The 24696-nt window shown below is 38.2% G+C and carries 25 protein-coding genes; 2 read left to right on the top strand and 23 right to left on the bottom strand.

What is annotated here, in order from left to right; translation table 11 throughout:
• Positions 1-295, bottom strand: a 295-nt coding sequence (locus ACTTKV_RS07765) for an ATP-binding cassette domain-containing protein (RefSeq protein ID WP_442550012.1), incomplete at its 3' end; no start/stop codon positions are given.
• Positions 288-998 carry an amino acid ABC transporter permease gene (locus ACTTKV_RS07760; RefSeq protein WP_442550011.1) on the bottom strand — a complete coding sequence of 237 codons (711 nt, stop codon included), beginning with the start codon at positions 996-998 and terminating at the stop codon, positions 288-290. The genes ACTTKV_RS07760 and ACTTKV_RS07765, both read right to left, overlap by 8 nt.
• Positions 999-1147: 149 nt before the next feature.
• On the opposite strand from ACTTKV_RS07760, the gene putP reads away from it, so the two are divergent.
• Positions 1148-2635, top strand: a complete 1488-nt coding sequence (gene putP, locus ACTTKV_RS07755) for a sodium/proline symporter PutP (protein WP_442550010.1) — start codon at positions 1148-1150, stop codon at positions 2633-2635.
• Positions 2636-2693: 58 nt separating this feature from the next.
• Here the strand turns inward: putP and mnmC are convergent, their stop codons facing one another.
• From mnmC to ACTTKV_RS07685, 14 genes are all read right to left on the bottom strand, one after another.
• Positions 2694-4562, bottom strand: a complete 1869-nt coding sequence (gene mnmC, locus ACTTKV_RS07750) for a bifunctional tRNA (5-methylaminomethyl-2-thiouridine)(34)-methyltransferase MnmD/FAD-dependent 5-carboxymethylaminomethyl-2-thiouridine(34) oxidoreductase MnmC (protein WP_442550009.1) — start codon at positions 4560-4562, stop codon at positions 2694-2696.
• Complete coding sequence (locus tag ACTTKV_RS07745) at positions 4559-6001, bottom strand: N-acetylmuramoyl-L-alanine amidase family protein (RefSeq protein WP_442550008.1); 1443 nt, start codon at positions 5999-6001, stop codon at positions 4559-4561. Before ACTTKV_RS07745 ends, mnmC begins: the two co-directional genes overlap by 4 nt.
• Positions 5998-7089: a nitronate monooxygenase gene (locus ACTTKV_RS07740; protein WP_442550007.1), complete on the bottom strand. Its 1092-nt coding sequence runs from the start codon at positions 7087-7089 to the stop codon at positions 5998-6000. Before ACTTKV_RS07740 ends, ACTTKV_RS07745 begins: the two co-directional genes overlap by 4 nt.
• On the bottom strand, positions 7090-8298 hold the full coding sequence (gene tyrS, locus ACTTKV_RS07735; protein WP_442550013.1) for a tyrosine--tRNA ligase: 1209 nt from the start codon (positions 8296-8298) through the stop codon (positions 7090-7092).
• Between the two features lie 8 nt (positions 8299-8306).
• The gene (locus ACTTKV_RS07730; protein ID WP_442550006.1) at positions 8307-10496 is read right to left on the bottom strand and encodes a RelA/SpoT family protein; all 2190 of its coding nucleotides are present in this window, start codon (positions 10494-10496) and stop codon (positions 8307-8309) included.
• Complete coding sequence (locus ACTTKV_RS07725; RefSeq protein ID WP_084041541.1) at positions 10483-10698, bottom strand: DNA-directed RNA polymerase subunit omega; 216 nt, start codon at positions 10696-10698, stop codon at positions 10483-10485. Before ACTTKV_RS07725 ends, ACTTKV_RS07730 begins: the two co-directional genes overlap by 14 nt.
• 18 nt (positions 10699-10716) lie before the next feature.
• The gene (gene pyrH, locus ACTTKV_RS07720) at positions 10717-11433 is read right to left on the bottom strand and encodes a UMP kinase (RefSeq protein ID WP_442550005.1); all 717 of its coding nucleotides are present in this window, start codon (positions 11431-11433) and stop codon (positions 10717-10719) included.
• A 73-nt stretch (positions 11434-11506) separates the two neighbouring features.
• Positions 11507-12727, bottom strand: coding sequence for a murein hydrolase activator EnvC family protein (locus ACTTKV_RS07715; protein ID WP_442550004.1), 1221 nt, complete (start codon positions 12725-12727; stop codon positions 11507-11509).
• Entirely contained in the window at positions 12724-13539 is an 816-nt protein-coding gene (locus ACTTKV_RS07710; protein ID WP_442550003.1) for an FtsX-like permease family protein, read from the bottom strand. The genes ACTTKV_RS07715 and ACTTKV_RS07710 overlap by 4 nt, the downstream gene beginning before the upstream one ends.
• Positions 13526-14197 carry a cell division ATP-binding protein FtsE gene (locus ACTTKV_RS07705; protein WP_084109431.1) on the bottom strand — a complete coding sequence of 224 codons (672 nt, stop codon included), beginning with the start codon at positions 14195-14197 and terminating at the stop codon, positions 13526-13528. Before ACTTKV_RS07705 ends, ACTTKV_RS07710 begins: the two co-directional genes overlap by 14 nt.
• On the bottom strand, positions 14181-15368 hold the full coding sequence (trmB, locus tag ACTTKV_RS07700) for a tRNA (guanosine(46)-N7)-methyltransferase TrmB (protein WP_442550002.1): 1188 nt from the start codon (positions 15366-15368) through the stop codon (positions 14181-14183). Before trmB ends, ACTTKV_RS07705 begins: the two co-directional genes overlap by 17 nt.
• Positions 15368-15835: a hypothetical protein gene (locus tag ACTTKV_RS07695; protein ID WP_442550001.1), complete on the bottom strand. Its 468-nt coding sequence runs from the start codon at positions 15833-15835 to the stop codon at positions 15368-15370. Before ACTTKV_RS07695 ends, trmB begins: the two co-directional genes overlap by 1 nt.
• 64 nt (positions 15836-15899) lie before the next feature.
• On the bottom strand, positions 15900-16574 hold the full coding sequence (locus ACTTKV_RS07690) for a fibronectin type III domain-containing protein (RefSeq protein WP_442550000.1): 675 nt from the start codon (positions 16572-16574) through the stop codon (positions 15900-15902).
• The gene (locus tag ACTTKV_RS07685; protein ID WP_442549999.1) at positions 16507-17478 is read right to left on the bottom strand and encodes an RluA family pseudouridine synthase; all 972 of its coding nucleotides are present in this window, start codon (positions 17476-17478) and stop codon (positions 16507-16509) included. The genes ACTTKV_RS07690 and ACTTKV_RS07685 overlap by 68 nt, the downstream gene beginning before the upstream one ends.
• 52 nt (positions 17479-17530) lie before the next feature.
• On the opposite strand from ACTTKV_RS07685, the gene ACTTKV_RS07680 reads away from it, so the two are divergent.
• Positions 17531-18637, top strand: a complete 1107-nt coding sequence (locus ACTTKV_RS07680) for an FtsW/RodA/SpoVE family cell cycle protein (protein WP_442549998.1) — start codon at positions 17531-17533, stop codon at positions 18635-18637.
• A gap of 8 nt (positions 18638-18645) precedes the next feature.
• On the opposite strand, the gene ACTTKV_RS07675 is transcribed toward ACTTKV_RS07680, so the two are convergent.
• The 7 genes from ACTTKV_RS07675 to ACTTKV_RS07645 form a co-directional block, all read right to left on the bottom strand.
• Positions 18646-19968 carry an aminotransferase class V-fold PLP-dependent enzyme gene (locus tag ACTTKV_RS07675; protein ID WP_442549997.1) on the bottom strand — a complete coding sequence of 441 codons (1323 nt, stop codon included), beginning with the start codon at positions 19966-19968 and terminating at the stop codon, positions 18646-18648.
• Positions 19969-20055: 87 nt separating this feature from the next.
• The gene (locus ACTTKV_RS07670) at positions 20056-20244 is read right to left on the bottom strand and encodes a sodium-dependent tyrosine transporter (protein ID WP_442549996.1); all 189 of its coding nucleotides are present in this window, start codon (positions 20242-20244) and stop codon (positions 20056-20058) included.
• Positions 20245-20269: 25 nt separating this feature from the next.
• Positions 20270-21013, bottom strand: coding sequence for a winged helix-turn-helix domain-containing protein (locus ACTTKV_RS07665; protein WP_442549995.1), 744 nt, complete (start codon positions 21011-21013; stop codon positions 20270-20272).
• The gene (gene fdhD, locus ACTTKV_RS07660) at positions 21006-21788 is read right to left on the bottom strand and encodes a formate dehydrogenase accessory sulfurtransferase FdhD (protein ID WP_442549994.1); all 783 of its coding nucleotides are present in this window, start codon (positions 21786-21788) and stop codon (positions 21006-21008) included. The genes ACTTKV_RS07665 and fdhD overlap by 8 nt, the downstream gene beginning before the upstream one ends.
• A 159-nt stretch (positions 21789-21947) precedes the next feature.
• Entirely contained in the window at positions 21948-22553 is a 606-nt protein-coding gene (gene thiE / locus ACTTKV_RS07655) for a thiamine phosphate synthase (RefSeq protein ID WP_442549993.1), read from the bottom strand.
• On the bottom strand, positions 22546-23292 hold the full coding sequence (locus ACTTKV_RS07650) for a hydroxymethylpyrimidine/phosphomethylpyrimidine kinase (protein WP_442549992.1): 747 nt from the start codon (positions 23290-23292) through the stop codon (positions 22546-22548). The genes thiE and ACTTKV_RS07650 overlap by 8 nt, the downstream gene beginning before the upstream one ends.
• A complete protein-coding gene (locus ACTTKV_RS07645) occupies positions 23289-24620 on the bottom strand; it encodes an aminotransferase class V-fold PLP-dependent enzyme (RefSeq protein ID WP_442549991.1) in 1332 nt (443 codons plus the stop codon). Before ACTTKV_RS07645 ends, ACTTKV_RS07650 begins: the two co-directional genes overlap by 4 nt.
• Between the last annotated feature and the right edge of the window lie 76 nt (positions 24621-24696).

Below are 24696 nucleotides of genomic sequence, written 5' to 3'. Positions count from 1 at the left end.
TTAAATTTTGCAAGACGTTTTTGTTTGCAAAAAGGTTAAAGTGCTGAAAAACCATACTCACTTTTTGGCGAATTTTATTTATGTCTGATTTTTTATCCAAGATATCTTCGCCATTTATCTTGATATGTCCGCTATCTGGCTCTTCTAGGCGGTTTATGCAGCGCAAAAATGTACTTTTGCCGCCGCCACTTGGGCCAATTATTGCTATAACTTCACCTTTTTTGATATTTACGCTGATATCGTTTAAAACGAGTAGGTCGCCATAGCTTTTATTTAAATTTTTAATCTCAATCATGGCGATTTAGTCTCCTCTCAAGTAGCTTCACCAAAAAGGTGAAAAATTTAACACTCACATAGTAAACGATACCTGTAAAAATGACTGGCTCTGGGCTATAAAACACCGCCTGCAAGCTCTTACTTTGCATCGTGATATCAACGACACTTATATAACCAACAACCGAAGTTTCTTTAAAAAGCGAGATAAATTCGTTTGCAAGTGCTGGCAAGATATTTTTAGTAGCCTGCGGAAAAACCACCTCACGCATCGAAACGTAGTAGTTTAGGCCCATCGCACGAGCTGCCTCCATCTGACCTTTATCAACACTATTTATACCACTTCTTACAATCTCAGCAACATATGCAGAGCTATTTAGTCCAAGTGCGATCACAGCGACGTAGAAGTTGTCACTCCAAGTGGCGAAAATGACCACTGAAAATATAAGAAGTTGAAGTATTACAGGCGTTCCACGCAAGATGTCGATGTATTCGTCTATTATAAAATTTATCACTTTGATGTTTAAAAATTTAATAAACGCCAAGATAAATCCAAGCGTTATGCCTATGGCGACGCCGCCGATAGTAAGTCCCAATGTCACTCCGTAGCTCTTGATATATGCGAGCTCTTGAGCCTCGCTAAGCTCTCTTGGATAGAAAAAATATGCACCCAATGAGACGATTGTTATAAAAAACAGAAATTTAGCTAAATTTTGAGCCTTCAACTTCGTCCTTTTCTTTAAAATATAGCCTTAAATGATACGAAAAAATATATATCATTTTGCTTAAAATTTTTTAAGGAACAAGTCTGCTCATTGAAATTTAAATTTTTTTGTAATAACATAAGCACTCTACTTTATTTGAAAGGAATTTTATGAGCTTTGGGTCTTATTTAGCCATAGCCATCTATTTTGGCTTTTTGCTCTTTATCGGACGATATTTTTACGATAAAAATGCAAGCATGAACCAATATCTACTGGATAATCGTCAAATGGGTCCAGTTGTCACAGCACTTAGCGCTGGCGCTTCTGATATGAGTGGTTGGATGCTACTTGGCGTGCCCGGAGCATTGTATGCAATTGGTGTAGCAAATATCTGGATGATAGCTGGTCTTATTGTAGGTGCTTACTGTAATTACCTATTTCTAGCAAAAAGACTTAGAGTCTATACTGAGGTTGCAAGCGATAGTATCACGATACCAGACTTTTTAGAAAACCGCTTTAAAGATAGAACGAAAATTTTAAGGATCGTATCTGGCCTTATCATTTTGATATTTTTCACGCTTTACGTGAGTAGCGGCATCATCGCTGGTGGCAAGACATTTGAGAGTTTTTTTGGTATAGGCTTTAGATATGGCGCAATATTTACGCTTTGTATCGTGGTCTTTTACACATTTTTTGGCGGATTTAAGGCAGTTAGCATAACTGACGCATTTCAGGGTCTTTTGATGTTTTGTGTCCTAGTCTCGATCCCAGTCGTAGCATATCTAAATTTAGACCTGCCAAGCGATACAAATTTAATAAAAGAGATAAGCAGACTTGATGCAAATCACCTAAATCCATTTAGAGATCAGACTTTCTGGGGCATTTTGGGTCTTCTAGCTTGGGGCTTTGGCTACTTTGGTCAGCCACACATCATTGTTAGATTTATGGCGATACGCGATTCAAAAGAGCTTGCAAAGGCAAGAAGGATCGGTATTGGCTGGATGACGATTGGCTTGCTAGGTGCTATCATGAGCGGACTTATCGGCTTTGTCTACTTTAGCCAAAGAGGTGGGCTAGGCGATCCTGAGACCGTATTTTTAAAGCTTGGTGAGCTACTTTTCCCACCATTTTTTATAGGTATCATCATCTCAGCCGTGCTTTCAGCGATAATGAGTACCATCTCAAGCCAGCTTTTAGTCACATCTAGCTCAGTCACAAAAGACTTTATATTTGCATTTTATAAAAAAGAGGTGAGCCAAAGCACACAAACAGCGATCAGTCGCTATGCCGTAGTGGTCGTAGCATTAATAGCAACAGTACTTGCTTTTATCTCTACAGATAGCGTCCTAAACGTCGTTGGAAATGCTTGGGCTGGATTTGGTGCCAGCTTTGGACCGGTGCTACTATTTAGCCTTTACTGGAAACGCATGAGTGCACTTGGAGCTTTAGCTGGTATGATAGCTGGAGGTGCGACTGTAATATTTTGGATAACATCAGGGCTAAATGCCTATGTTTATGAAATTTTACCAGGCATCTTGACTTCAAGCCTAGCTATCATAATGGTCAGTATCTGGGGCGATGCGATAAATAAAATGACAAGTGAGCCACACGAGCAAGTGATACAAGAAGAATTTGAAAAGATGAAAACAAGGCTTTAGGCCTAAACTTATAAGAAATTCCTAGTATTTTACACTGGGAATTTCTACCCATTGCTCCTTAAAATTTTAACCCCTTTTTCAGTTTTCTTATCAAAAATCTAGCTGGATGAAGCTCGTGAAATAGCGACCTTTCTATGCAAAGCGGACGATCAAGCACAAGATCGGCTACCAAATTTGCTCCAAGTATCGCTGTGCCAAGACCTCGCGAGCCGTGGGCAAAATTTACAAAGATGTTTTTTTCGTAGCTTGCTTTTGGATTGTTATCTTTATTTTTACTCCAAAATAGCCCTTTGTAGTTTTGCTTGTAAAATTCTTCGTCATGCAAGGCGCCAATTATCGGAAACCTATCTCCACTATAACTTCGGTAGCCTACTTTTGCACCGATAATAGTTGCCTTTTTGATATCAAAAAACTCACTTACGTCGTTTAAATTTTTAGTATTATCCTCAACTTTAGGCGTGTCACAAATTTCGTTTCTAGCGTAAGTTGCTCCAATAACTTGCACACCTTTAATGACTGGGCAGATGTAGCCTTTTGCACTTAGTGGCATAGTATTTTTAAGCACTGGTTTTAAATGAGTTACTTGACCCCTGACACTGCTTATTTGCATGTCGTAGCCATTAAAAATTTCACTGCTCTTGCTGCCAGTGCAAAAGACTAAGATATCAGTCTCTAAATTTTTACCGTTTTTAAATTTAACGCCGATTTTGCCGTTTTGCAGGTGTGTTCTGCTCTCATACTCGTGATTTAATAAAATTTCAAAACCGCCTGATAAAAATTTACAAATTTCTCTTGGTCTAGCATATGCACCATCTTTTATAAAAATGCCAGGATATGGCTTTAGGCTACTGTCAAATTTAAAAATTTCCTCCGCGCCTTGATCCTGCCACGAGCCATATCTCTTAACTAACTCATCATCAAATGCGTAGTCGATGCAGCCATTAAATTTGATAAGGCTTTTTAACAAAGTTGCCTTATAAAATCTCACTGCTTGCAAAAATGCGTTTAAGTGCATGCGGCCTAAATTTACACCAGGCTTTGTCACTAAAGGCATCAAAGCACCACAGTGATTGCCTGAGCCATTTGTAGCCACCTCGCTCTTTGCCTCAGCGATCACAACCTTAAAGCCGTTTTTAGCTAGCTCGCCAGCTGTTGCAAGTCCAGCCACGCCAGCCCCTATGATAAGTGCTGTTTTGCCTTTTGGCTCAGCAAGTGGCTCACATCTTGCAAACCAAGCATCCTTTAATTTTTCATCCTTTTTTTCTAGCACGGCACTACTCATCTGACGTTTTCTAGCATAGCCCTCTTTTAGGCTCAGCAAAAAGCCAGCACCCTTTAGACCGTCTTTTACTATTTTTGCGCATGAATAGGTTCTAGCAATAGTGCCAACCATGCTTAGTCTTGCAATCTCTCTAAAAATTTCTTCGCTCCAGATTGAGCCATTTTTACTTGGAGCAAAGCCGTCTAAAAACCAGATGTCAGCGTTAAAATCAAGCTCAGGTAAAATTTCTTTAGCCTCTCCGTAGCAAAGATCAAGGGTGATATTTGGAGCAAAATTTATACGGTGTATGCCAGAAATAAGTGGCGGATAGAGCGAAACCAACTTTTTGGCATAAGCTTTAAAAATGCCTAAATTTTCATAAATTTTTAAAAGATCATCTTTTTTAATAGGGGTTTTTTCGATACTAACAAAGTGAAGTTTTTTAGAGCTATTTTTAAATTTCTTACAAAGTGTGAAAAAATTTAGCCCAGCACCAAAGCCAGTCTCAGCGACGATGAAGCTGTCTTTACTCTGCCAAATTTCATCAATCGCACTTGCAAAGACAAATTCACTTTCAAGCCAAGGTTTATCGGTATTAAAGTAGATGTCACCAAACTCTTCGTTAAATGGGATTTGCCCTTTAAAGCTTAAATTTGCGTTTTTCATCTATTTTTTACGAAATATCCGTCTATTCCGTTTGCTATGCCGTTTGCAAGGGCATTTTGATAGGCATCATTAAAGAGTTTTTCACCCTCAACTGGATGCGTGATATAGCCGATCTCAACAAGAACTGCTGGCATAAGAGCACCAACAAGCACCCAAAACGGCGCCTCTCTCACACTGCCGTCACTTGCAGCATAGACCTTTCTGGCACTTGCTAAAATTTCTTTTTGGATATCGATGCCAAGCTTATTTGACGCGATAATCTTCTCGCGATTTAGTACATTTAGAAATGTCTGCTGTGAAAAGTAATTCATCTCTTCGATATCTGATTTATTCTCAAGCGCAGCTGCGTTTTTACTACGTTCGCTTCTTGCAGGCGATAAGAAAAATGTCTCAATGCCGTGCATGCTCTTTGCTTTTTCTGCGTTTGGAGCGGCATTTGCATGGATAGAGACAAAAAGATCAGCCATCTTATCATTTGCAAATTTTGTTCTTGTTCTTAAATTTATAAAGACATCGGTTGACCTGGTAAAAAAGACCTTGTAACCACGCGCTTTTAGTATGTCGCCAAGTTTTTTGGCTACGCCTAGAACCGCGGTTTTTTCTTGAAGCTTGCCATTTACTGCACCTGGATCAGTACCGCCATGACCTGGATCGATGACGATAGTTTTGTTGCGTGAAAATTTACTAGCTGCAACTGGTGGCAAAGGTGCTGCCACTGGCTCACTTTTAGCTGATTGTGGCTTTAAATTTGGCTCAGGCTCTTTGTGTGGCACTTCTTCATTTTTATTTTTAGTTTTATGAAGTGGTGCTTTTACATTTTCGTTTGAGATAAAATTTTGTGTACTTATTATTAGCAGATCGCCTGTTGCATTTGCTTTTATAGTCTTTTGGATCTTATCAGAAAAAATAACTCTAACAGTATTTTTATCATACTGTGAGATATGAATATAATCAGATATAAAATTTTTATAAGTTAGCGGATTGCCATTTAATCTACCATCAATGTCCATAATGTTTTTATGTGTATTTTGCTGCTTTAAAAAGGATGTTTTTAATTTTGCAGTATCAATTTTTGTATTAAACTTAAGCACTAAAGTGTCATTTACCTTTGTAGCACTAAGTAGTGTCAAAGTAGCAGCACTAGGCGTGTCTACACTCTTTACGCCATTTAGTGCATTTAGATCTTTTACATACCCACTTGAGTCAAAACCAAGCGATTTTGAGCTGGTTATGAGTCTTGTGAGTGCTTGTTTTTTTATATTTTTGTCATTTTTGATGATCGCATCGACATAAATATCTTTTATATCGTTGTGAAATTTAATCTTTGCACTTCTGCTTGAGCTGGCAAAATTTTTATCAAATTTTGCAAATATCTCCGAATTTGTCGTAGCAAAAAGAAAATTAATAGTAAGGAAAAAGAGGATTACCGCCCGTTTCATTCACCGTGTACCAGTTTGTGCATTAGCTCTTTTACGCTTATTAGCTCTTTTAGCTTGTAGCCGTTTGCTCCTGTAAAAAATAGCCCGCTCTCTTTTTTGCCGCTATATGCGTCAAATAGTCTATCAGCTATGCAGTATCCGACCTGTTTTGCCTCTTTGCCTCTTTGGCAAGGACTCACACAGTTGCTTATACACTGGATCTTTGGACCCATCTTTTTATCGACTAAATTTATCAAATTTGTTCTTATGCCACGAGCTGGATAGCCAACTGGGCTTTTTATAAGCTCTATGTCTTTTTCCTCGGCCGCCAACAAGACCTCTTTAAAGCCAATTTCTGCATCGCACTCGTGAGTTCCTATGAAACGTGTGCCCATTTGAACGCCGTCTGCACCTAAGGATATAGCCTTTTCAATGTCATTTTTATCCCAAATTCCACCAGCTGCAATGAGTGGAAAATCGCCCCATTCTTTTATCTCGGCTTTTACTTGTGGGATTAGATTAAATAGTGAATACTCAGGATCAAGGCACTGCTCGTATGTAAATCCCTGGTGTCCACCGCTTAGCGGTCCTTCAAGCACGACAGCATCTGGCAAGCGCTCATATCTTTGTAGCCAGCGCTTACAGATGATCTTTAGTGCTTTTGCGCTTGAGACGATCGGCACAAGTGCTATCTCTTTAAAATTTTGTGTAAATTCAGGTAAATTTGTAGGCAAACCTGCACCTGAGACAATGATGTTTATACCAGCCTCGCAAGCATCCTTAACCACTCTTGCGTAGTCGTTTGCAGCATACATTATATTTACGCCAAGTGGCAAGTCGCCACAAATTTTACGTGCATTTTCTATTACAGCTCGAAGGCCTCTTGTAGAGTAGAAATTCTCACTTCCAAAAGGCTTTGCGTTTAGCTCTTTATCTATAAATTTGCGGTTTTCATAGTAGCCTGTGCCAACTGAGCTAATTATGCCAAGACCGCCTTCTAAGCTCACATTGCCAGCTAGTTTATCCCAGCTGATGCCAAGTCCCATACCGCCTTGAAATATCGGGTATTTTATCTCGTATTTACCTATTTTTAACGGCTTTAACTCCATTTATTCAACCTTTATCTTTGCAAATTTACGCTTTCCAACCTGCAAGATATACTCGCCTGCTCCTAATTTTAACTGCTCATCACTAATTTTTTCTTGATTGACGCTAACTGCGTTTGCTTTTATATCTCGCCTTGCTTGAGAATTTGACTCACTTAGCCCACACTGTGACAAGGCTTCAACTATCCAAATCGGTGCTTTTAAGCTAAATTCTTTCATATCAGTTGGAAGCTGATTTTGAGAGTGCACGCTGTTAAATTCAGCCATAGCAGCCTTTGCCGCCTCCTCGCCGTGATACCTCGCTGTTATCTCGTATGCAAGATCCTCTTTTGCCTTTTTTGGATGATATTTACCACTATTTACATCATTCATCAGCTCTTCTATCTCGCCAAGATTTTTTGTACTTAGTAGCTCATACCAGCGCCACATAAGCTCATCACTTATGCTAAGCGTTTTTGCAAACATATCATTTGCATTTTCAGTAACGCCGATGTAGTTGCCAAGGCTCTTACTCATCTTATTTACGCCATCAAGCCCCTCAAGAAGTGGCATCATGATGACAGCTTGCTCTTTGCCGATATTATATGTTCGCTGCAAGGTTCTGCCCATTAGAAGGTTAAATTTCTGATCCGTACCGCCCATCTCGATGTCGCACTTCATCGCAACACTATCATAGCCTTGAAGAAGTGGATACATAAATTCACAAATTGATATAGGACTGCCGGCTTTTATCCTTTTTTCAAAGTCGTCGCGCTCTAGCATTCTAGCGACTGAAAATGTGCTAGTTAGCTCTATCATTCCAGCAGCTCCTAGCTCATTTGACCATTTTGAGTTAAACATGATCACGGTTTTTTTTGGATCTAAAATTTTAAAAACTTGCTCCTCGTAAGTTTTTGCGTTTTTTAAAACTATCTCTTGATCTAACTTTTTTCTAGTTACTGATTTACCGGTTGGATCGCCTATTTGAGCAGTAAAATCACCTATCAAAAACTGTACAATCGCACCATGCTTTTGAAGCAGTGCCATCTTGCTTAAAACGACTGTGTGCCCTAAATGAAGATCTGGAGCAGTTGGGTCAAAGCCAGCCTTTACATAGAAATTTTCACCTTTTTCATAATAATTTTTTACTAAAGTCTCAACTCTTTCAAAGTCGATTATCTCGGCAACACCACGTTTTATCTCTTGTAAAATTTTATCTATCTCTTGCACTATTTTTTCTCCTAATTGTGATATGGATCGCTTTGCGAAACAAAATCAATAATCTTATATCTATCTTTAATCTTCTCTTTTAGCTCATTTACGTCGATATTTTCAGCTATCTCGACACTTATCTCAAAGGTATCGCCACTAAGATCATTCGCTTCATTAAGCGAGATTGTAGCTAAATTTACATCCAGCCTAGCAAGGTATGTTAAAAATTCAGCTAATGCACCTTTTCTATTTTCTAAATTTAATAAAATTTTATATCTGTGCGGAGCATTTCTGGTCCATTTGACAAAGATGATCTCTTCGCCATTGTCCATTAGTTTGCCAGCACGCTCGCATAGCTTATGGTGCACTGTCACGGTATGTCCGTTTTTAAAACCAACTATACTATCGCCTCTTTTTGGATTACAGCAATAATCAAACTCAACGTTTGAAATTTTATGATTTGAGTAAATGACTATGTTCTCAAATTTTTGTTTTTTGATCTGATATTTGTCACCCAAAGCGATCATAAAAGGACGCTCTTTTCTTATATATTTTTTAAGCATATTTGCAACTTCCTGCAAATACTCACTCTCAGTTGCGGCACGGAAGACTTTTTTGCTTAAATTTTCACGTTCTATCCAATCTAAAATTCTATCTTTTGAGACGCCAAAAACTGATTTTAGGATATCAATCGCAATCTTATAATTTATATCTTTTATCTTTTGCTTGCAAAATGATCTTATCGTAGCTCTTGCTTTTCCAGTTCGGACACTATTTATCCACGAACAGCGAAATTTAGCCTCTTCCCCAGTTACGATCCTTACAATATCGCCATTTTTTAGCTCGGTTAAAAGTGACATCCTAACACGATTTATATAAGCTTCTTTTGCGTAAAGCCCAATCTCTGTGTGAATCTCATAAGCATAGTCTAATGCTGTAGCACCGCGTGGAAGCGTAAATACCTCACCCTTTGGTGAATAAACAGCGATATCCTCGATGTATAGGCTATCTTTTGCATACTCATAAAGCTCCTCGACATTGCTTTCGACCTCATTGTTTTGCATAGTGATATCATTTAGCCAGTCAAGCTTAGGATTTAAAAGGCTACCCTCGCCATTTTTATATTTCCAGTGGGCCGCAACACCGTACTCAGCAGTCATATGCATATCATAAGTACGAACTTGTGCTTCAAAAATACTTTTATTATCAAAGATGGTTGTATGTATCGTTTGATAGCCATTTTGTTTTGGAAGAGCGATATAATCTTTAAATCTTGATATCAAGGGATTAAAATTTATATGCAAATTTCCAAGCGCAAGATAGCAATCAAGTGGTTTTTCTACAAGAATTCTTATCGCGAGCAGATCAAGTACTTCTTCAATAGAAATACCTTTTCTTTGCATCTTTAAATATATCGAGTAATAGTGTTTTATACGTTTTTGTATCTCAAAAGTACCTTCAATAAAGCCATTTTCGAGCAAAATTTGATTTACTTTTTCATTAAAGGCATTTAGTTTAAGACTAAGCTGCTGCTTGTTTTTATTTAGATAGCTATCTATCTTGGCATACTCTTCTGGCATCGCATACTTAAAACTTAGATCTTCAAGCATATTTTTGATAGATGAAATTCCTAGCCTATGAGCGATCGGAGCATAGACCATAAGTGTCTCTTCAGCGATACGTTTTTGCTTTTCTGGTTTTAATGCTTCTAGTGTTAGCATATTATGAAGTCTATCACAAAGCTTTACAACAAGAACTCTCACGTCTTCTATGGAGATTAAGAGCATCTTTCTAAATGTTAAAGCCGAGCTTGCTAACTTTTCATTACTATCTGAACTTGCTAGCTTATTTTCTCTAATGGCAACTATCTTTGTAAGCCCTTCAACCAGTTTTGCCACCTCATCGCCAAATTCAGCTTGAAGTTCACTCAGTGTGACGTTGGTATCCTCCACCACATCGTGAAGAAGTGCAGCTATGACCATACTTTCATCTCCGCCCATATTTGCTACTATCGACGCAACTAAGATAGGATGGATAGCGTATGGTTCGCCACTTTTTCGGTATTGCCCAGCGTGAGATGTGACACAGCTATCTACGGCTTTGTCTAAAATTTCACTTCTTTCACAAAGAGAAAAGAGCAACGTTATAGCTTCTGAAACATTTTTGCAAGCTAAAATTTGCTCGATCAGCTGCTCTAAAAAAAGACTATTTTCCTTCAACTATTGCCTCTAAGCCTATTTTACCCTCAGCCACTTCAAGTAGTGCGATGTCTGCAAATTTCATCTTTGAAGTATCAGCATTAACAAGAGTTTGGGCACCATTTGCTAGTGCTTCTGCGCGCTTTGCAACTATAAGCGAAAGCTTATACCTATCGTCGCCAACTTGTTTTAACGCTCTTGCTGTTATTTGTTCTGTTCTCATTTTTATCCTTTTTAAAATTTATTTTACTACTGAGTATAGGGCTGCTTCTTCTTCATTTATTATTTTTAATAAATTTCCAGCCTTAAACATATTACAAACCAAAATCGGCAGTGAGTTGTCTTTTGCCAAGGCTATGGCAGTGTCATCCATAACCTTGATATCGTCACTCATCGCCTTTTCGTAGTTTAGTGATTTTAAGAGTTTTGCATCTTTGAATTTTTTAGGATCTTTATCATAAACTCCATCAACTTTTGTAGCTTTTATGATCATATCTGAGCCAATCTCGATAGCTCTTAGAGTTGCAGCTGTATCGGTTGTAAAGAAAGGATTGCCAGTACCTGCAGCAAATATAACAACTCTGCCCTTTTCCAAATGACGCTGAGCACGTCCAACGATAAAAGTTTCGCAGATCGCTTCCATTTTTATAGCACTTTGTACTCTTACTTCTAATCCAGTTCGCTCTAAAGCTTCACGCATCGCGATTGAGTTTATTACAGTTGCGAGCATGCCCATGTGATCGCCGCTCGTTCGTTTTATGATGCCGTCTTTTGCAGCACTCACACCGCGCACTATATTACCACCGCCGATAACGATACCGACCTCGATCCCATTTTCGATGAGCTCTTTTATCTCATTTGCTATAAATTTAAGCACCGCCGTATCTATACCAAAACCATTTTCCCCAGCCAAGGCCTCGCCTGAAAATTTAACCAGTACGCGTTTTCTTTTACTCATTGTCATGCTCCTTGAAATTCACGCATTCTAGCCAAAAAGGCTTTAAATTTAGCTAATAACGCTTACAAAGTGGCTATTTTGAGATCATTTCAAGTGGATCGATGTGGTAGTTTCTTTGCGTTACTTCAAACGTTAAATCGTTTCTTACTCTACCTATGACGTAGCCTTTTTGTACGACTGAGCCTACTTTGACAGTTGGTGCGATTTGGCTTAAGTGAGCATAGATCGTGTGTATACCATTTTCATTTTCTATAATGACTACATTTTCAAGCACTGGTGTCGCTTTTGCAAAGACTACTTTGCCGTTTAATACGCTTTTAACCTTCGCATCTGGCGTAGTTGATCGAAGCGTGACTGACTCGTTAAAAATTTTTATGTTATATATTGGATCTACGTAATTTCCAAATTTTTGCTTTACAGTGTAGCTATCAAGAGGAGCGATTGTCTTTGCACCTGAATATTTTTTAACCGAGCTTGTTTGATAGCCTCCACCCATTGGTTGGCTTTTTGCGCCTTTTTTACCACCTTTGCTTGCAGCTGCTTTTTCTTGTTTTTCTCTAGCAGCGCGTGCAGCTTCATCTTCTTGCTTTTGCATGATAGCAAGCTGCTCTAGCGTCTTTCTTAGCTCATCTTGCTGAGCTTGAAGTTTGGCTAGCTTTTTACTATAAATTTCCTTATCTCGCTTGAGCCCATTTATAGTATTTTTTTGTGTACTTTCTAAATTTTGCAAGTCGCTTTGCTTGCGTCTATAATTTTTTATGCTCGAGTTTATCTCGTTTATTTTATTTGATTTACTTTTTATCTTCTCGATTGTATCTTCATAGTTTTGGCTAAGTCTTTTAAAATCCTCTTTTGCGATGGCATTTAGCTTAGTTAAAATTTGAGACGAGATAATGCTCTCCTCGCTTTGCTTGCCCTCAGTTGCAGACATCAAAAGATCAAATGACAAATCTTCTGCGATGATCCTTATCATGTTTTGCTCAAGCTCTTTTTGCGTGCGTTCTAGCTCTTTGTTTTGCTTAGTCAGATCATCAAGCTCAATAAGTGCCTTTGAAGCATTTGTCTCAAGCACAGAAATTTGACCTTTTAAATTTGTGATATCACCACTTATACCTCGAAGTTTTTTCTCGCCACTTACGATATCACCAGCCAAATCATCAAGCTTTTTACTAAGCTGCTCACTCATCGCTTGACTTGATCTTAATGAGTTTTTAGAGTCTTTGATCTTCTCTTTAGTATTTGACGCAAAAGCTAGACTAAAAGCTAGCAAAAATATAAAAATTCCTTTTCTCATATCGTGCTTTTTCTAGCCTTACTCATCACTAAACTAACAGCAAAAATGCTTAAAAACATAGCCACGCCAAATAGTATAAAAATGTCCATTGAAAGATCAAGACTAGGCAATACCACATCAATACTTGCGGCATTTTCTCTAAAAATTTCAATGCCCGGCAAGAAAAAGAAAAATGCACTAACGGCAATGGTTGCAACTAAACTATCAACCATGGCTGATTTATAAAGCATGGCTGACTTTAACCAAAAAGGTGCTCCAAAAAGCGTCATAATCTCAATACGCTCTCTATGCTCAAATAGCCAAATTTTAGCCTGCTTTAGCATAAGCATAAGCCCTATTACGCAAAGTATCGCCATAAAAGCATACGATATACTTTTGGCTAAATTTAGTATTTTAAAGACCTTATCGTGTGTCTTTGAAAATGTCTCAACCTTTGTGATCCCATCAAATTTTAAAAGTTTTTGCTTTAGCTCATCCATGTACTGCGGTGTCGGAAATTCGCTAAGTTTTAGTGAGTAAAATTTAGGTAGTGCATTTTGCAGTATGGATAAATTTTTAGCAGAGATGTCATTTGAAAGGCGGTCAATGATCTTTTGCGGACTTAGTGGCTCGAGGCTAGCTAGATTACTCACGATCGGCTTCAGCACGGGCTCGCTTAACTCTTTGCTTGAAACTATGACGATGTTATAGTCATTTCCCATGAGTCTTTCATAATCTCTCACAACCTTATCAGCAGTTAGGCTAAACTGCACGGAAAACAAAAGCGCGATCAGCGGCAAGATGAATCCAAGATGATTCTTAAGCGATCTCATGCACGCCTCCATTTTCTATGACGAAGTGACGGTACGGGATACGAAGCGTTGATGGGATATGATGCGTCACCACAACGACGCTTGTGCCTAAAAATTCCCTAGCTGATTTTAAAAGTGACCAGATAACATCACTTGAGTATTCGTCTAAATTTCCTGTTGGTTCATCACATAAAAGCAAATTTGGATTGTGCGCTAGAGCCCTTGCCATCGCAACTCTTTGCTGTTCACCGCCGCTTAGCTCCATTGGATATTTGTCAGCTTTATGAAGCATATTTACATGCTTTAAAAGCTTTGCCACTTGCTTTTTACTCACATTTTGATTGATGCCTTTGATGATAAGGGGTAACATCACGTTTCTTTCAACATTCCATTCATTTATCAAACGATAATTTTGAAATATAATGCCAACTCGCTGCCTAAGCTCACAAAGTCTTTTATCGTCAATGTCGTCCATTTGTGTCATGCAGACATTCAGCTCTCCAGCAAGGGGTGAAATTTCTCCGTAAAATGATTTTAAAAGCGTGCTTTTTCCGCTTCCACTCTTGCCTGTTATAAAAACAAAATCATTTGCATAAATATCTAAATTGACGCTATTAATTACGATTTCATCGCGTTCATAAGCTAGGCTCAAATTTCTTGCACTAATTATCTCTTGCATCAGCCAAATACTCCTTCAAAAGCTCGTGTGCAGCCAAATTCTCACGGATTAAGATTGGTTTTTTTATAAAATATTCACTTTTGTCATCGTTTATTTTAATAAAACATTGCTCAGGTTTATTAAAAGCTCCAAAAGCAACTTTTAGCAAAATTTCATCTTCATTTATGATGTAAATTTCTTCGAAGTGTAAAAAATAATCTTCTTTTTTGATGATAAAATTTTTAAAATTTTTAATAATATTTTTTACGCTTGTCTTTTCTTTAAAACTAAAATCCCCAGCCAAAACACTTTCATCACTTTCAACTTCGCAAGTATAAATAACATCATAAATGTCTTTATCTTGGCGTCTCCAACGATCTTCGTATTTACTAGTAATTTCTAAATTTCTATTTTTATAGGCTTCTATTTTTGAGTTTTTAGGTTCTAAAAATTTACTCAGAGTAAAATCGCAATACTCCTTGCTATCAGTCCTTAGCTCAAATTTACTGCCCACTTTTAGTATCCTCTCACACTCAAGTGCAAATGCCGATGAGACCACACGTCTATGCTCTGCTTTATCCCATGGCACTGGAAAATGCAAAAAGACTCTATCAACTAAATTTGAGCCAACGAGAGAGAGTAAAAGCCTTGCGTCTGTATTGATTAGACGAACGTTTTCTAGGTCATTTGCCTTGGCTAGCTTTGCTACTTGCTCGATACTTGGTTTATAGACTTCAATGCCTATAACCAAGGCGTTTGGATTATTTTTGGCTTGATAGAGCAAGTGTCTGCCGGAACCAAAGCCGATCTCTATAAAAATTTGATCAAATTTATCTTTTAGCTCGCAAAATGCTGGGACAAATTCTTCAAGACTTAAAATTTCATTCACTTTTTTAGTCAAATTTGTCTTTTTCACGGCAAATGCTTGGCTGATTACATCATTGCAATTTTGCTCCTTAAAAAGTTCTAACGCTTCTTGTAAAAGGCCAACTTTAGCTGGCTTTGTAAGCTTTTCTCCCTTTACGACGATGCCATTTTTGCCAGGCTTTACAACTAGAAAAAAACTCTCTTCTTCATTTTTTGTATAGATAAGCCTCTCGTTTCGTCCATTTGCCTGCCAAAGAAATTTGACCTTGTCATTTCCAGAAGGAAATGAGATATCTTTTAAAGATGAAGTTATAAAATTTGGCATTATTTTATGCTAACTTCTGCTTTTGATGACTTATCGGAAGCGATACCGTATTCATCGATGGCTATGACGCTATAAGAGTAGTTTGCCCCTGCTTGCACGCTATTATCACGTAAACTATTTTCGCTTATACCGCTAAAAATTTTCTCACTTGCACCGCTTCTATAAACCGTGTACGAACTAGCTCGATCTACTGTGCTCCAGCTTACATTTACGCCACTTCCATCATATTTCGCACTAATATTTGGAGTCTTTGGTGCACCAAGCGTGCTACCGACGATTGGCTCTTCTTGTTTTAAGCTCTCAAGGCCGTCTTTATCGACAGCTGTAACTCTATAATACCTTGTTGCCGCATTTGTATTTATGAGATCTTCATAGGTATTGCTAGTAGTTTTTGCTAGATACGTATAAGGTAAAAATTTACTTGTCGTTCTGTAAACTTTATAGTACGAAAAATCCTCAGCCGGCATATAATCCCACGTTAGGATTATCTTTTTTGGTGCATTCTTTGTTGCCTGAAGATTCGTTACTGATTTAGGGTAACTCCTTTGTCGTTGCACTTATGTTTTGACTTGGTTTTGAGACAACGCCTGAAGATGTTTTTACTAAAATTCTATACTCATAAGAACTTCCAGCTTTTACGTCAGTATCGATATACTCTGCATTTAGCCTGCCACTTATCTCTGCTATTTGGCTAAATTTATTACGTCCTGCATCGCTTCTTTGGATGATATAGCTTGCTACAGTATTGTCAGGATGTGGCCTCCACACTATTTTTACACGTCCAGGAAGTCCTGTGATGGCTTGCGAAAACGGTACAGAGTCAAGCAATGGCCTTGTAGTTGCAGTTGCGATTGTGCCTGGTTGAGAGATGGCGTTGCTTGAGTAGGTCCTCATCTGGTATGAGTATGTGGTCTCCGGTGCTAGGTTGCGGTCTACATAGTGCGTTGCAAAGCGGTCTTTGATGTCTGCAACTAGCTGCATTTTTGAGTTGGCATCATTTGGATTTGAGCGGTAGAGATAGTATCCAACAACACTTTCATCAGTCACTGGATTCCATTCAAAACCAACTTCTGTCATGTCTGAAATAGTTTTTAAACTTGTGATTGTAGGCAATGACATACTTTGCTGAGTCGGTACGCTAGAGCCGCATCCCGCTAAGAAAGCTGCTAAAAACGGTGTCAATATGCGTAGGGCAAATTTTTTCATCAAAAATCTCCTTGGGAATTTTTTTGTAAATTATCTGGTTAAAATCATCATACGTTTTTGCAATAAATTCCACCCTTTTGCCAGTTCGTGGATGGATAAAATAAAGCATATAAGCGTGAAGCATAACTCTGCTTATTTTATCGCCTTGGCTCTTAAATCCGTATAAATCATCGCCTAAAATATGGCGGTTTATGCTAGATAGGTGCACTCTTATCTGATGAGTCCTGCCTGTAAAAAGTTTTGCTGCTATTAAATTTATGCCATTTTCACTTAGTAAATTTACAAAGGCACTTTTTGCAAATTTAGCATCTGCGACGATCGCTTTTTTTAGGCGATTGTTTGGGTTTCTACCAATTGGCTTGTCGATGATGACGTCCTCTTTTAAGGGAAGATCTGTAAGCGCTAGATAAATTCGTCCCATGCTTTTATCACTTAGCTGCTCGCTAAGTTTTGCGTGGGCGAAGTTATTTTTTGCAACAACTATAGCACCACTCGTGCCTTTATCTAGGCGGTGAACTATGCCAGCTCTTACGTCGCCATTTAAATTTGAGAGCATAAAACCTTTTTTATTTAGCCACTCAACGAGCGTCGCCTCTTTGACGCTTGGGGCTTGATGAACGACGATTTGAGGTGGTTTATTAAGCACTATTAGATCATCATCTTCGTAGATTATTGGTATATCAAAATTTACTTCGTACTCGTTTTGCGCCTCTTTTTTTGGGGCAAAATTTACGCAAACTTCATCATTTTCGCTTAGAGCAAAGCTTGGTTTTAAGACTGGTTTTAAATTTACGCTTACAAGAGAGTCTTTTATCAAATTTAAAGCTTGATTGCGTGAAATTTGAAGCTCTTGTGCCACTGCAACGTCGAGTCTTGAGCTATTTAAAACATTAAATTTAACCAAAATCAAAGCCTTGTTTGTGATATAATCTAGCCCAAAAATTAAGGTTTGCTTCTTGATAAAACTAGATCGGCGTATTTTAACACATTTTGATTTTATTCAGCCGTCTTTAATAATCCCAATCATAGCCATCTCATACATCCTAGTTTCCGAAGCAAACGACGTCTTAGCAAACAAACAGCTTGTATATTTTGGCATTGGTTTTATTTCATTTTGTGTCGCATTTTTGTTGCCTATTAGGCGTATAGATTGGATTATTCCGATGTTTTACTGGGTCTGCATCGTGCTACTTTTAAGCGTCGATCTCTTTGGCGTTAGCAAGCTTGGAGCCAAACGCTGGTTAGAAATTCCTTTCGTTCACTTCACACTTCAACCATCAGAACTGATGAAGCCAGCCTTTTTACTAATGCTAGCCTATCTCATCAAACAGCGTCCTCCAGAGGCTAATGGATACGGATTAAAAGATTTTTTAAAACTTAGTTTTTACATACTTTTGCCATTTGCACTCATTATGAAAGAGCCTGATCTTGGCACCGCACTCATACTTTTAATAGTTGGCTACACAATACTTTTTGTTATCGGTGTAAATAAGAAAATTTGGATCACCATCATCCTTGCCATAGGCTTTTTGGCGCCGGTTTTGTATGAAAATTTACATGACTATCAAAAGAAAAGGATCCACGATTTTATCGCTGAAGAGCCAAGCTATCACGTCAAACAAAGCATCATTACCATAGGTAGTGGTGGGCTTAAGGGCAAGCCAAAAGACGAGGCAACTCAGACGCACTTTAAATTTTTGCCAATCGCCACGAGTGACTTCATATTTGCCTACAATATCGAGCGTTTTGGCTTTTATGGTGCTCTTCTTTTGCTTGGGCTTTATGGCACGCTTATTACGCATCTTCTTAGCCTAAATTATAGCCTTAAAAATGATTATTTCACACAGGTGACCGCCACTGGCATAGCAGCACTCATTTTTGTTTACGTAGGGGTAAATGTCTCGATGACGATCGGCTTTGCACCAGTTGTTGGTGTGCCGCTACCATTTTTTAGCTATGGTGGAAGTAGCTTTGTTACATTTATGGTGCTTTTTGGGATACTGCAAAATTTATTAACATTTAGATTTGATAGAACATATAGTCTGGTAAAATTTCGCTTCTAAATCAATATTTAAAATTTATCTCCAAACATCGAATACATCGCTTTTTCTTCGCCCCAAATCTCTTTGTGTTTCTTAATGCAAGATCTTATGGCATTTACAAGGTATTTGATATCTTCTTTAGTGTGTGTATAGTGAATACTGACGCGTACCCAGCCGGGTTTTGTCTCAAAAATAGCATTGTCTTTTAAATGAAGTAGATCATGTCCGTATGGACCAGCACAGTCACAGCCTGCACGTGTTTGTATGCCAAAATCATTGCTTAGACTAGCTGCAAAATCATAAGGCGAAACATCTTTTATATTAAAAGCAAAGATAGGCAGTCTATCTAAATTTTTAGGACAGTAATTTATCACTTCATCTATATTTTTTAACTCTTCGCAAAAGAGAGCACCAAGCTCACATTCAGTCTCTTTTATCTTATTAAGTCCGATCTCGTTTCTTAGTTTATAGGCCAAATTTGCACGCATTAGCTGCATTATAGGTGGTGTTCCGCCTTCTTCTAAATGTTCAAATTCATTCACAAAAAGGTGTGATGTCCTGCTTACATATTTCACCGTGCCACCAGCTGCAAAAGTAGGCACATCTTTACAAAGCTCTTTTTTAATAGCCAAAAGCCCACAGCTCCCCACTCCCCCAAGTAGCTTGTGAGGCGAGAGAAACAGTGCGTCAAAATATCTGCAATCAACATTTTCATAAGCACTGAGAGCGGCTGCATCAAGAGCCAAAATACCATTATATTTTTTGATTAGTGAATAAATTTTTTTATAGTCTGTTTTTATACCAGTGACGTTTGAGGCAGCACTAAAGCTAGCTATTATCTTTCTTTTTGCATTTAGTTTCAATACTCTCTCAAGCATTACATAGTCTATCTCGCCATTTTCATCAAGCCCAATGCGAACCAAATCACAAAGCCCTTCTCTTAAACTAACTTCAACAGAGTGATGCTCATAAGGTCCCACGATCACCAATGGCAAGTTTAAATTTCTTAAATTTCCTTCACCGATCAAATTTCTCGTAGCTGGAGGTAGATAAATCCCCATTATCTCCTGAAATTTTTTTATCGCAGCCGTTGCACCCTGGCCTGTTGCAATTAGATAAAAGCTCTCATCAAGCCCCAAAAGCTCTTTTAACTCGGCTCTTGCGTTTTCATATCTTTTTTGCGTTAGCACCGCACTTGAGCTGCTATCAGAATGGGTATTTGCGTAGGTTTTTAAAAATTTTAAAATTTCATCCTCAATAGGTGCATAGGCAAGCCCAGAGGCCGTGTAGTCAAAGTAGTAAAGTTTGTCTTTTAAAATGATATTTTTTCTTGCTTCATCTATGGTTGGCACGATTTTTCCCTTTGGTTAAAAGCGCGATTATAGTGAAATTTTGTATAAAGTGAGGTTACAAGCGGGCAAAGAGCCCACTCGTGCGTGTTATTTATTTAAGAAGTGTTTTTCCAACCACTCGTTAGCTTTTGCTTCACTCTCAAATCTTTGGCTCTTAGCAACTTGGTTTGCACCCTCATAGAAACGAATACGAATACCGTCTTGAACGCTATCAATCTTCACTCTTGTTATCTTATCTTTGTTTAGATAAGTCCTGTCATTTAGTTTTACATACATAGTTTTTCTCCCTTAAAAATTTGGTTTATTTTTTATCGTTTTTCTTCTCGTCTTGTTTTAAAAACAGCTCTTTAAAACGCTTATTTGCATAGTCTTCGATGTCGTTTTGAAGCTGTTTATATGCGTTTATGAGCTCATAGGCTCTATCATTTAGCGTAGTGCCAGCACTATCTCCCCCACCTTGCTTAGTTGTAAAAAGATCTTCTTTTAAATTTTTTTGCAAAATTTGTAAATGTGTCCAGCATTTTTTATAGTTCATACCTAAAATTTCAGCGGCTTTTGATATCGAGCCAACCTCGGCTATCACGTCTAAAACCTCGGTTTTACCCTTACCAAATATAAGCTCGCCCTCGTCATTTTCTATCCAAGTTTTTGTCTTTACTTTCATCTTTTTGCCTTTCTTTTCCTTAAAACAGCCCAGCTGGCAATACTTCACATCAAAACCGTAATCTCTAAGCGTAGAGCGCATCGTCTTTAGTCCGCCGCTAGTTGCCGCCATATCCCTTGCATCTTTGCAAAAGACTCTGCCCTTTTCGTCGCTCACTTCTTTTAGTTTGAGCGACAATGTAAATTTTCCACGGTCTTTATCTAATCCACCAAACTGCCCAAGATCGCAGTTGTCTATCTTGATCCCGAGCCTAGTGGCCTCGTCGCTCACTTCGCTAACCTCGATGCCAAGCTTACTCGCAATCTTAAAAGCCGTTCCGCAGTCAAGCTTGCCACTTTTATTTAGTGTCTGTTTTATCAACTCTTCTAAATTTTTACTCATAAATTCTCTCTTCGCCGCTATAAACGTTGATATTTTCACCCCTTGCAAATCCACAAAGCGTTAGCTCAAATTTACGAGCGATCACCACACCAAGACTCGTTGGCGCCGTCCTTGAAATGAGTGCTGGCACGCCGTGCATGACAGCCTTTGCGACCATTTCTGAGCTTAGTCTGCCACTCACCATCAAAAATGACTTTGAAAGATCAGCTCCGTCCAACACAGCCTTACCAACGGCTTTGTCGATCGTGTTGTGCTGAGCGATATCCTCGCCGATGTAAAATTTATCTTCACTCACAAAAAGCTTTGCCGTATGCACGCAGCCAGTCATCTCGTAAAGCTCGCACTGCGTGTAAAATTCTTTCATTTGAGCAAGGATCATATCTTTGTTAAATTTAGTCTCACTTTTTACAGCTCTTGCTGCCATCGCTTGCGGATCAATATTTGCTGTGGAGCTTCTACCGCAGCCACTTATTATGACCTTTTCCTCGTCAAACTGCTCTAGGCGTTTTTCGTTCACTTTAGAGTTTATATAGACGCTTAGCTCGTCGCTTGAGAGCCTCACATCAGCTATATCTTCTGGCTTTGTGATGACATTTTCGCTGATTAAATAGCCAATTGCAAGAGCCTTTTGATCGGTTGGTGTTGCCATAACAGCACCAAATTTCTTATCATTTATGTAAATTTCAAGCTTTATCTCACGCACCAAAATATCATCGACCAAAGCTTTTTGATCGCCTTTAAATTTTATAATTTGCGTTTTGTAAATTGGTTCCATCTTGTTCCTTGAAGTTTTCACAAATGATAGCCCAAAAAGCTAAATTTAATTTTGGATTGTAATAAAAAATTGCTTAAATAAAGCAAAAGCTTAAACGTAATCAGAAACGAAATAGACGTTGCTAGAGTTAATATTTGATATGCAAAGTAGGCATATTTCTTAAAGCAATAAATTTCTTTGTAAATTTTCTATATTTTTCTTTATCGTGCCATCTTTATAGATAGTAGATATTAAGGCGATCATGTCTGGTTTTACTCTAGCGACACTTGCAATGTTGCTAGAGTTTATGCCGCCTATTACGCAAACATTCATTCCCATTTTTTTTGCTTGTAATATAGTTTCGATCTTGCAAAGCGGTGCATTTGGCTTTGTAGGGCTTTTAAACATCGCTCCAAAGGCCACATAGCTAGCACCATTTTGTTTTGCCCTAAGGGCAAGCTCCAAGCTATCATAGCAGCTAACGCCCACGTAAGCATCATCCCCTAAAATTTCAAACGCCTCTTTTATACCTGCATCATCTTTTCCTAAATGCACAGACTTCGCCCCTATACGAGATGCAAACAAAACATCGTCATTTACGATAAATCTAGCCCCAAATTTCTCACATAGATTTAAAATTTCACTAGCCAGTCTCTCATTTTTAGGTATTTTTTTGGAGCGAAATTGGAAAAATTTAACCCCACACTCTAAAATTTCTTTAGTATATTGCAAGGCTAAATTTTCAGGCATCAGCACATCGTCACTAATCGCATAAATTTCAGCCATTTATACTGACTTTATGATTTAGTAGGCGTTTGCCAAATTTTGTCGTAATTGCATTTTTAATAGCATTTAAAATGTATTTTTTGGCTAGTTTTATGGCCTCTTCTTTGGTATGTCCATTTGCCAGTAAGCAGGCCAGCGCACTTGCAAAGCTACATCCAGCTCCATGCATGATCTCTGGCTTTATCAAAGGTTCGTTAAATTTCAGCACATCACCATTTTTTTTAAAAAGCGTATCTTCGCAAATTTCTGCAACCATGCTTCGCTTTAAGATCATATCGCAAGGCAAATTTTTAATATCAAGCTCCAAAACTTTGGCTTCATCGATATTTGGTGTAATAATGTCTGCAAATTTAAAAAGCTCTTTTAAGCTTGCTATCGCGTCATCTTCAAGTAGCTTTGAGCCTGATTTTGCTACACAAACTGGGTCTATTACTATTTTAATGCCTTGCTTATGAAATTTTTCAAGCCAAGAACCAACGCAAGATATAAGCTCTTTATTAAAAAGCATACCGACCTTGATAGCATCTATATTTAGCTCCTCGTCTACCATTTTGATTTGCTCATTTAGATTTGTAACATTTGTAGCAAAGATATTGCTAACGCCATTTGTATTTTGTGCCGTAAAAGCCGTAGTAGCCGTCGCTACGTAGCAAGAAAATGCCTCGCATGTCTTAATATCAGCCTGCACGCCAGCACCGCCGACACTGTCACTTCCTGCAATGATTAATATATTTTTCATCTATCTCCCATACAACCTGAAATTTTATCAACGCTAAAAGGATCATCGACCTTCCAACTACTTGAATACTTCTTAATGCTATTTTTTAATGCGTCCACTAGATAATTCACATCTTCTAACGTATGCGTATAGTGGAGTCCAGCTCTGACCCAGCCTGGCTTGCGAGTAAAGAGTGCGTCTTCCTTTAAATGAAGCAAATCATGTCCATATGGCCCAGCACAAGAACATCCTGCACGCGTTTGAATGCCATATTCTTTGCTTAAAACTTTTGCTAGTTCATAAGGCGAAACACCAGTCACGTTAAAAGAAAATATTGGCAAACGCTTTGCATTATTTGGATGATAGCAAGTAAGCTCAGGAATTTCTGCTAGTCTTTGCTCTAAATACTCTCCAAGCTCGCTCTCATTTTCATATATTGTCCCAAATCCTATCTCATTTCTGAGTCTATAAGCCAAATTTGCTCTTATGAGTCCTAAAATAGGCGGTGTGCCAGCCTCTTCTAGCTGTTCGCTATCTTTTACAAATATAGCATAGTTTTTGCTGACATAGCTTACCGTTCCACCACCAGCAAATGTTGGCTCATCTGAGCTTGCAAGTATCTTTTTTATAGCAAGAAGCCCACAGCTTCCTACTCCACCCAGTAATTTATGTGGCGATAAAAAAAGAGCATCAAAATAGTCGCAATCAATATTTCCATAAGCACTAAAGCTTGCCGCATCAAATGCCACAATGCCACCATAAGATTTTATAAGAGTATAAATTTTTCTATAATCACTCAAAACCCCTGTCACATTTGAAGCCACACTAAAAGTTGCGATGATCTCACGACCGGCATTTATCCTTAAAATTTGCTCCAAGTGATTAAAATCTATCCCTCCATTTTTATCAAGCCTGATACGTTCAACCTCACAAAGTGCTTGCCTAAAGCTTATCTCATTTGAATGGTGCTCATAAGGCCCAAGCACTACAAGTGGAGAATTTTCATTTGGCTTTAACGCATATCTTTTTTTTAATGCTGGCGGTGCATAAATTCCCAAAATTTCTTGAAATTTCTTTATCGCACCGGTAGCTCCATTGCCACAAGTAAAAAGATAAAAGCTCTCATCAAGTCCTAACAGGCTTTTTAATTCACGTCTTGAATCTTCATAAATTTGAGCGGTTTTATAAGCATTTGACGAGCTTATAGAGTGCGTATTTGCATATGTTTGAAGTATTTTTGCCATCTCATCTTCGATAGGCCTATAAGCTAACCCTGAAGCTGTAAAGTCAAAATAATAAATGCCATTTTTTAAAATTATATTTTCTCTAATATGCTCTAAATTTACCAAACCACAACCCTTGTTTTTTGCGCATCATTATAGATTACTTTAGCTAAAATATACTACAATGCCCAAATAAAGGAGC

This window comes from Campylobacter sp. (assembly GCF_052169515.1).
In the GTDB taxonomy this organism is placed as follows: Bacteria; Campylobacterota; Campylobacteria; order Campylobacterales; family Campylobacteraceae; genus Campylobacter_A.
Note: the sequence above shows the minus strand (reverse complement) of the source record. Positions and strands in the feature narration are given on the sequence as shown.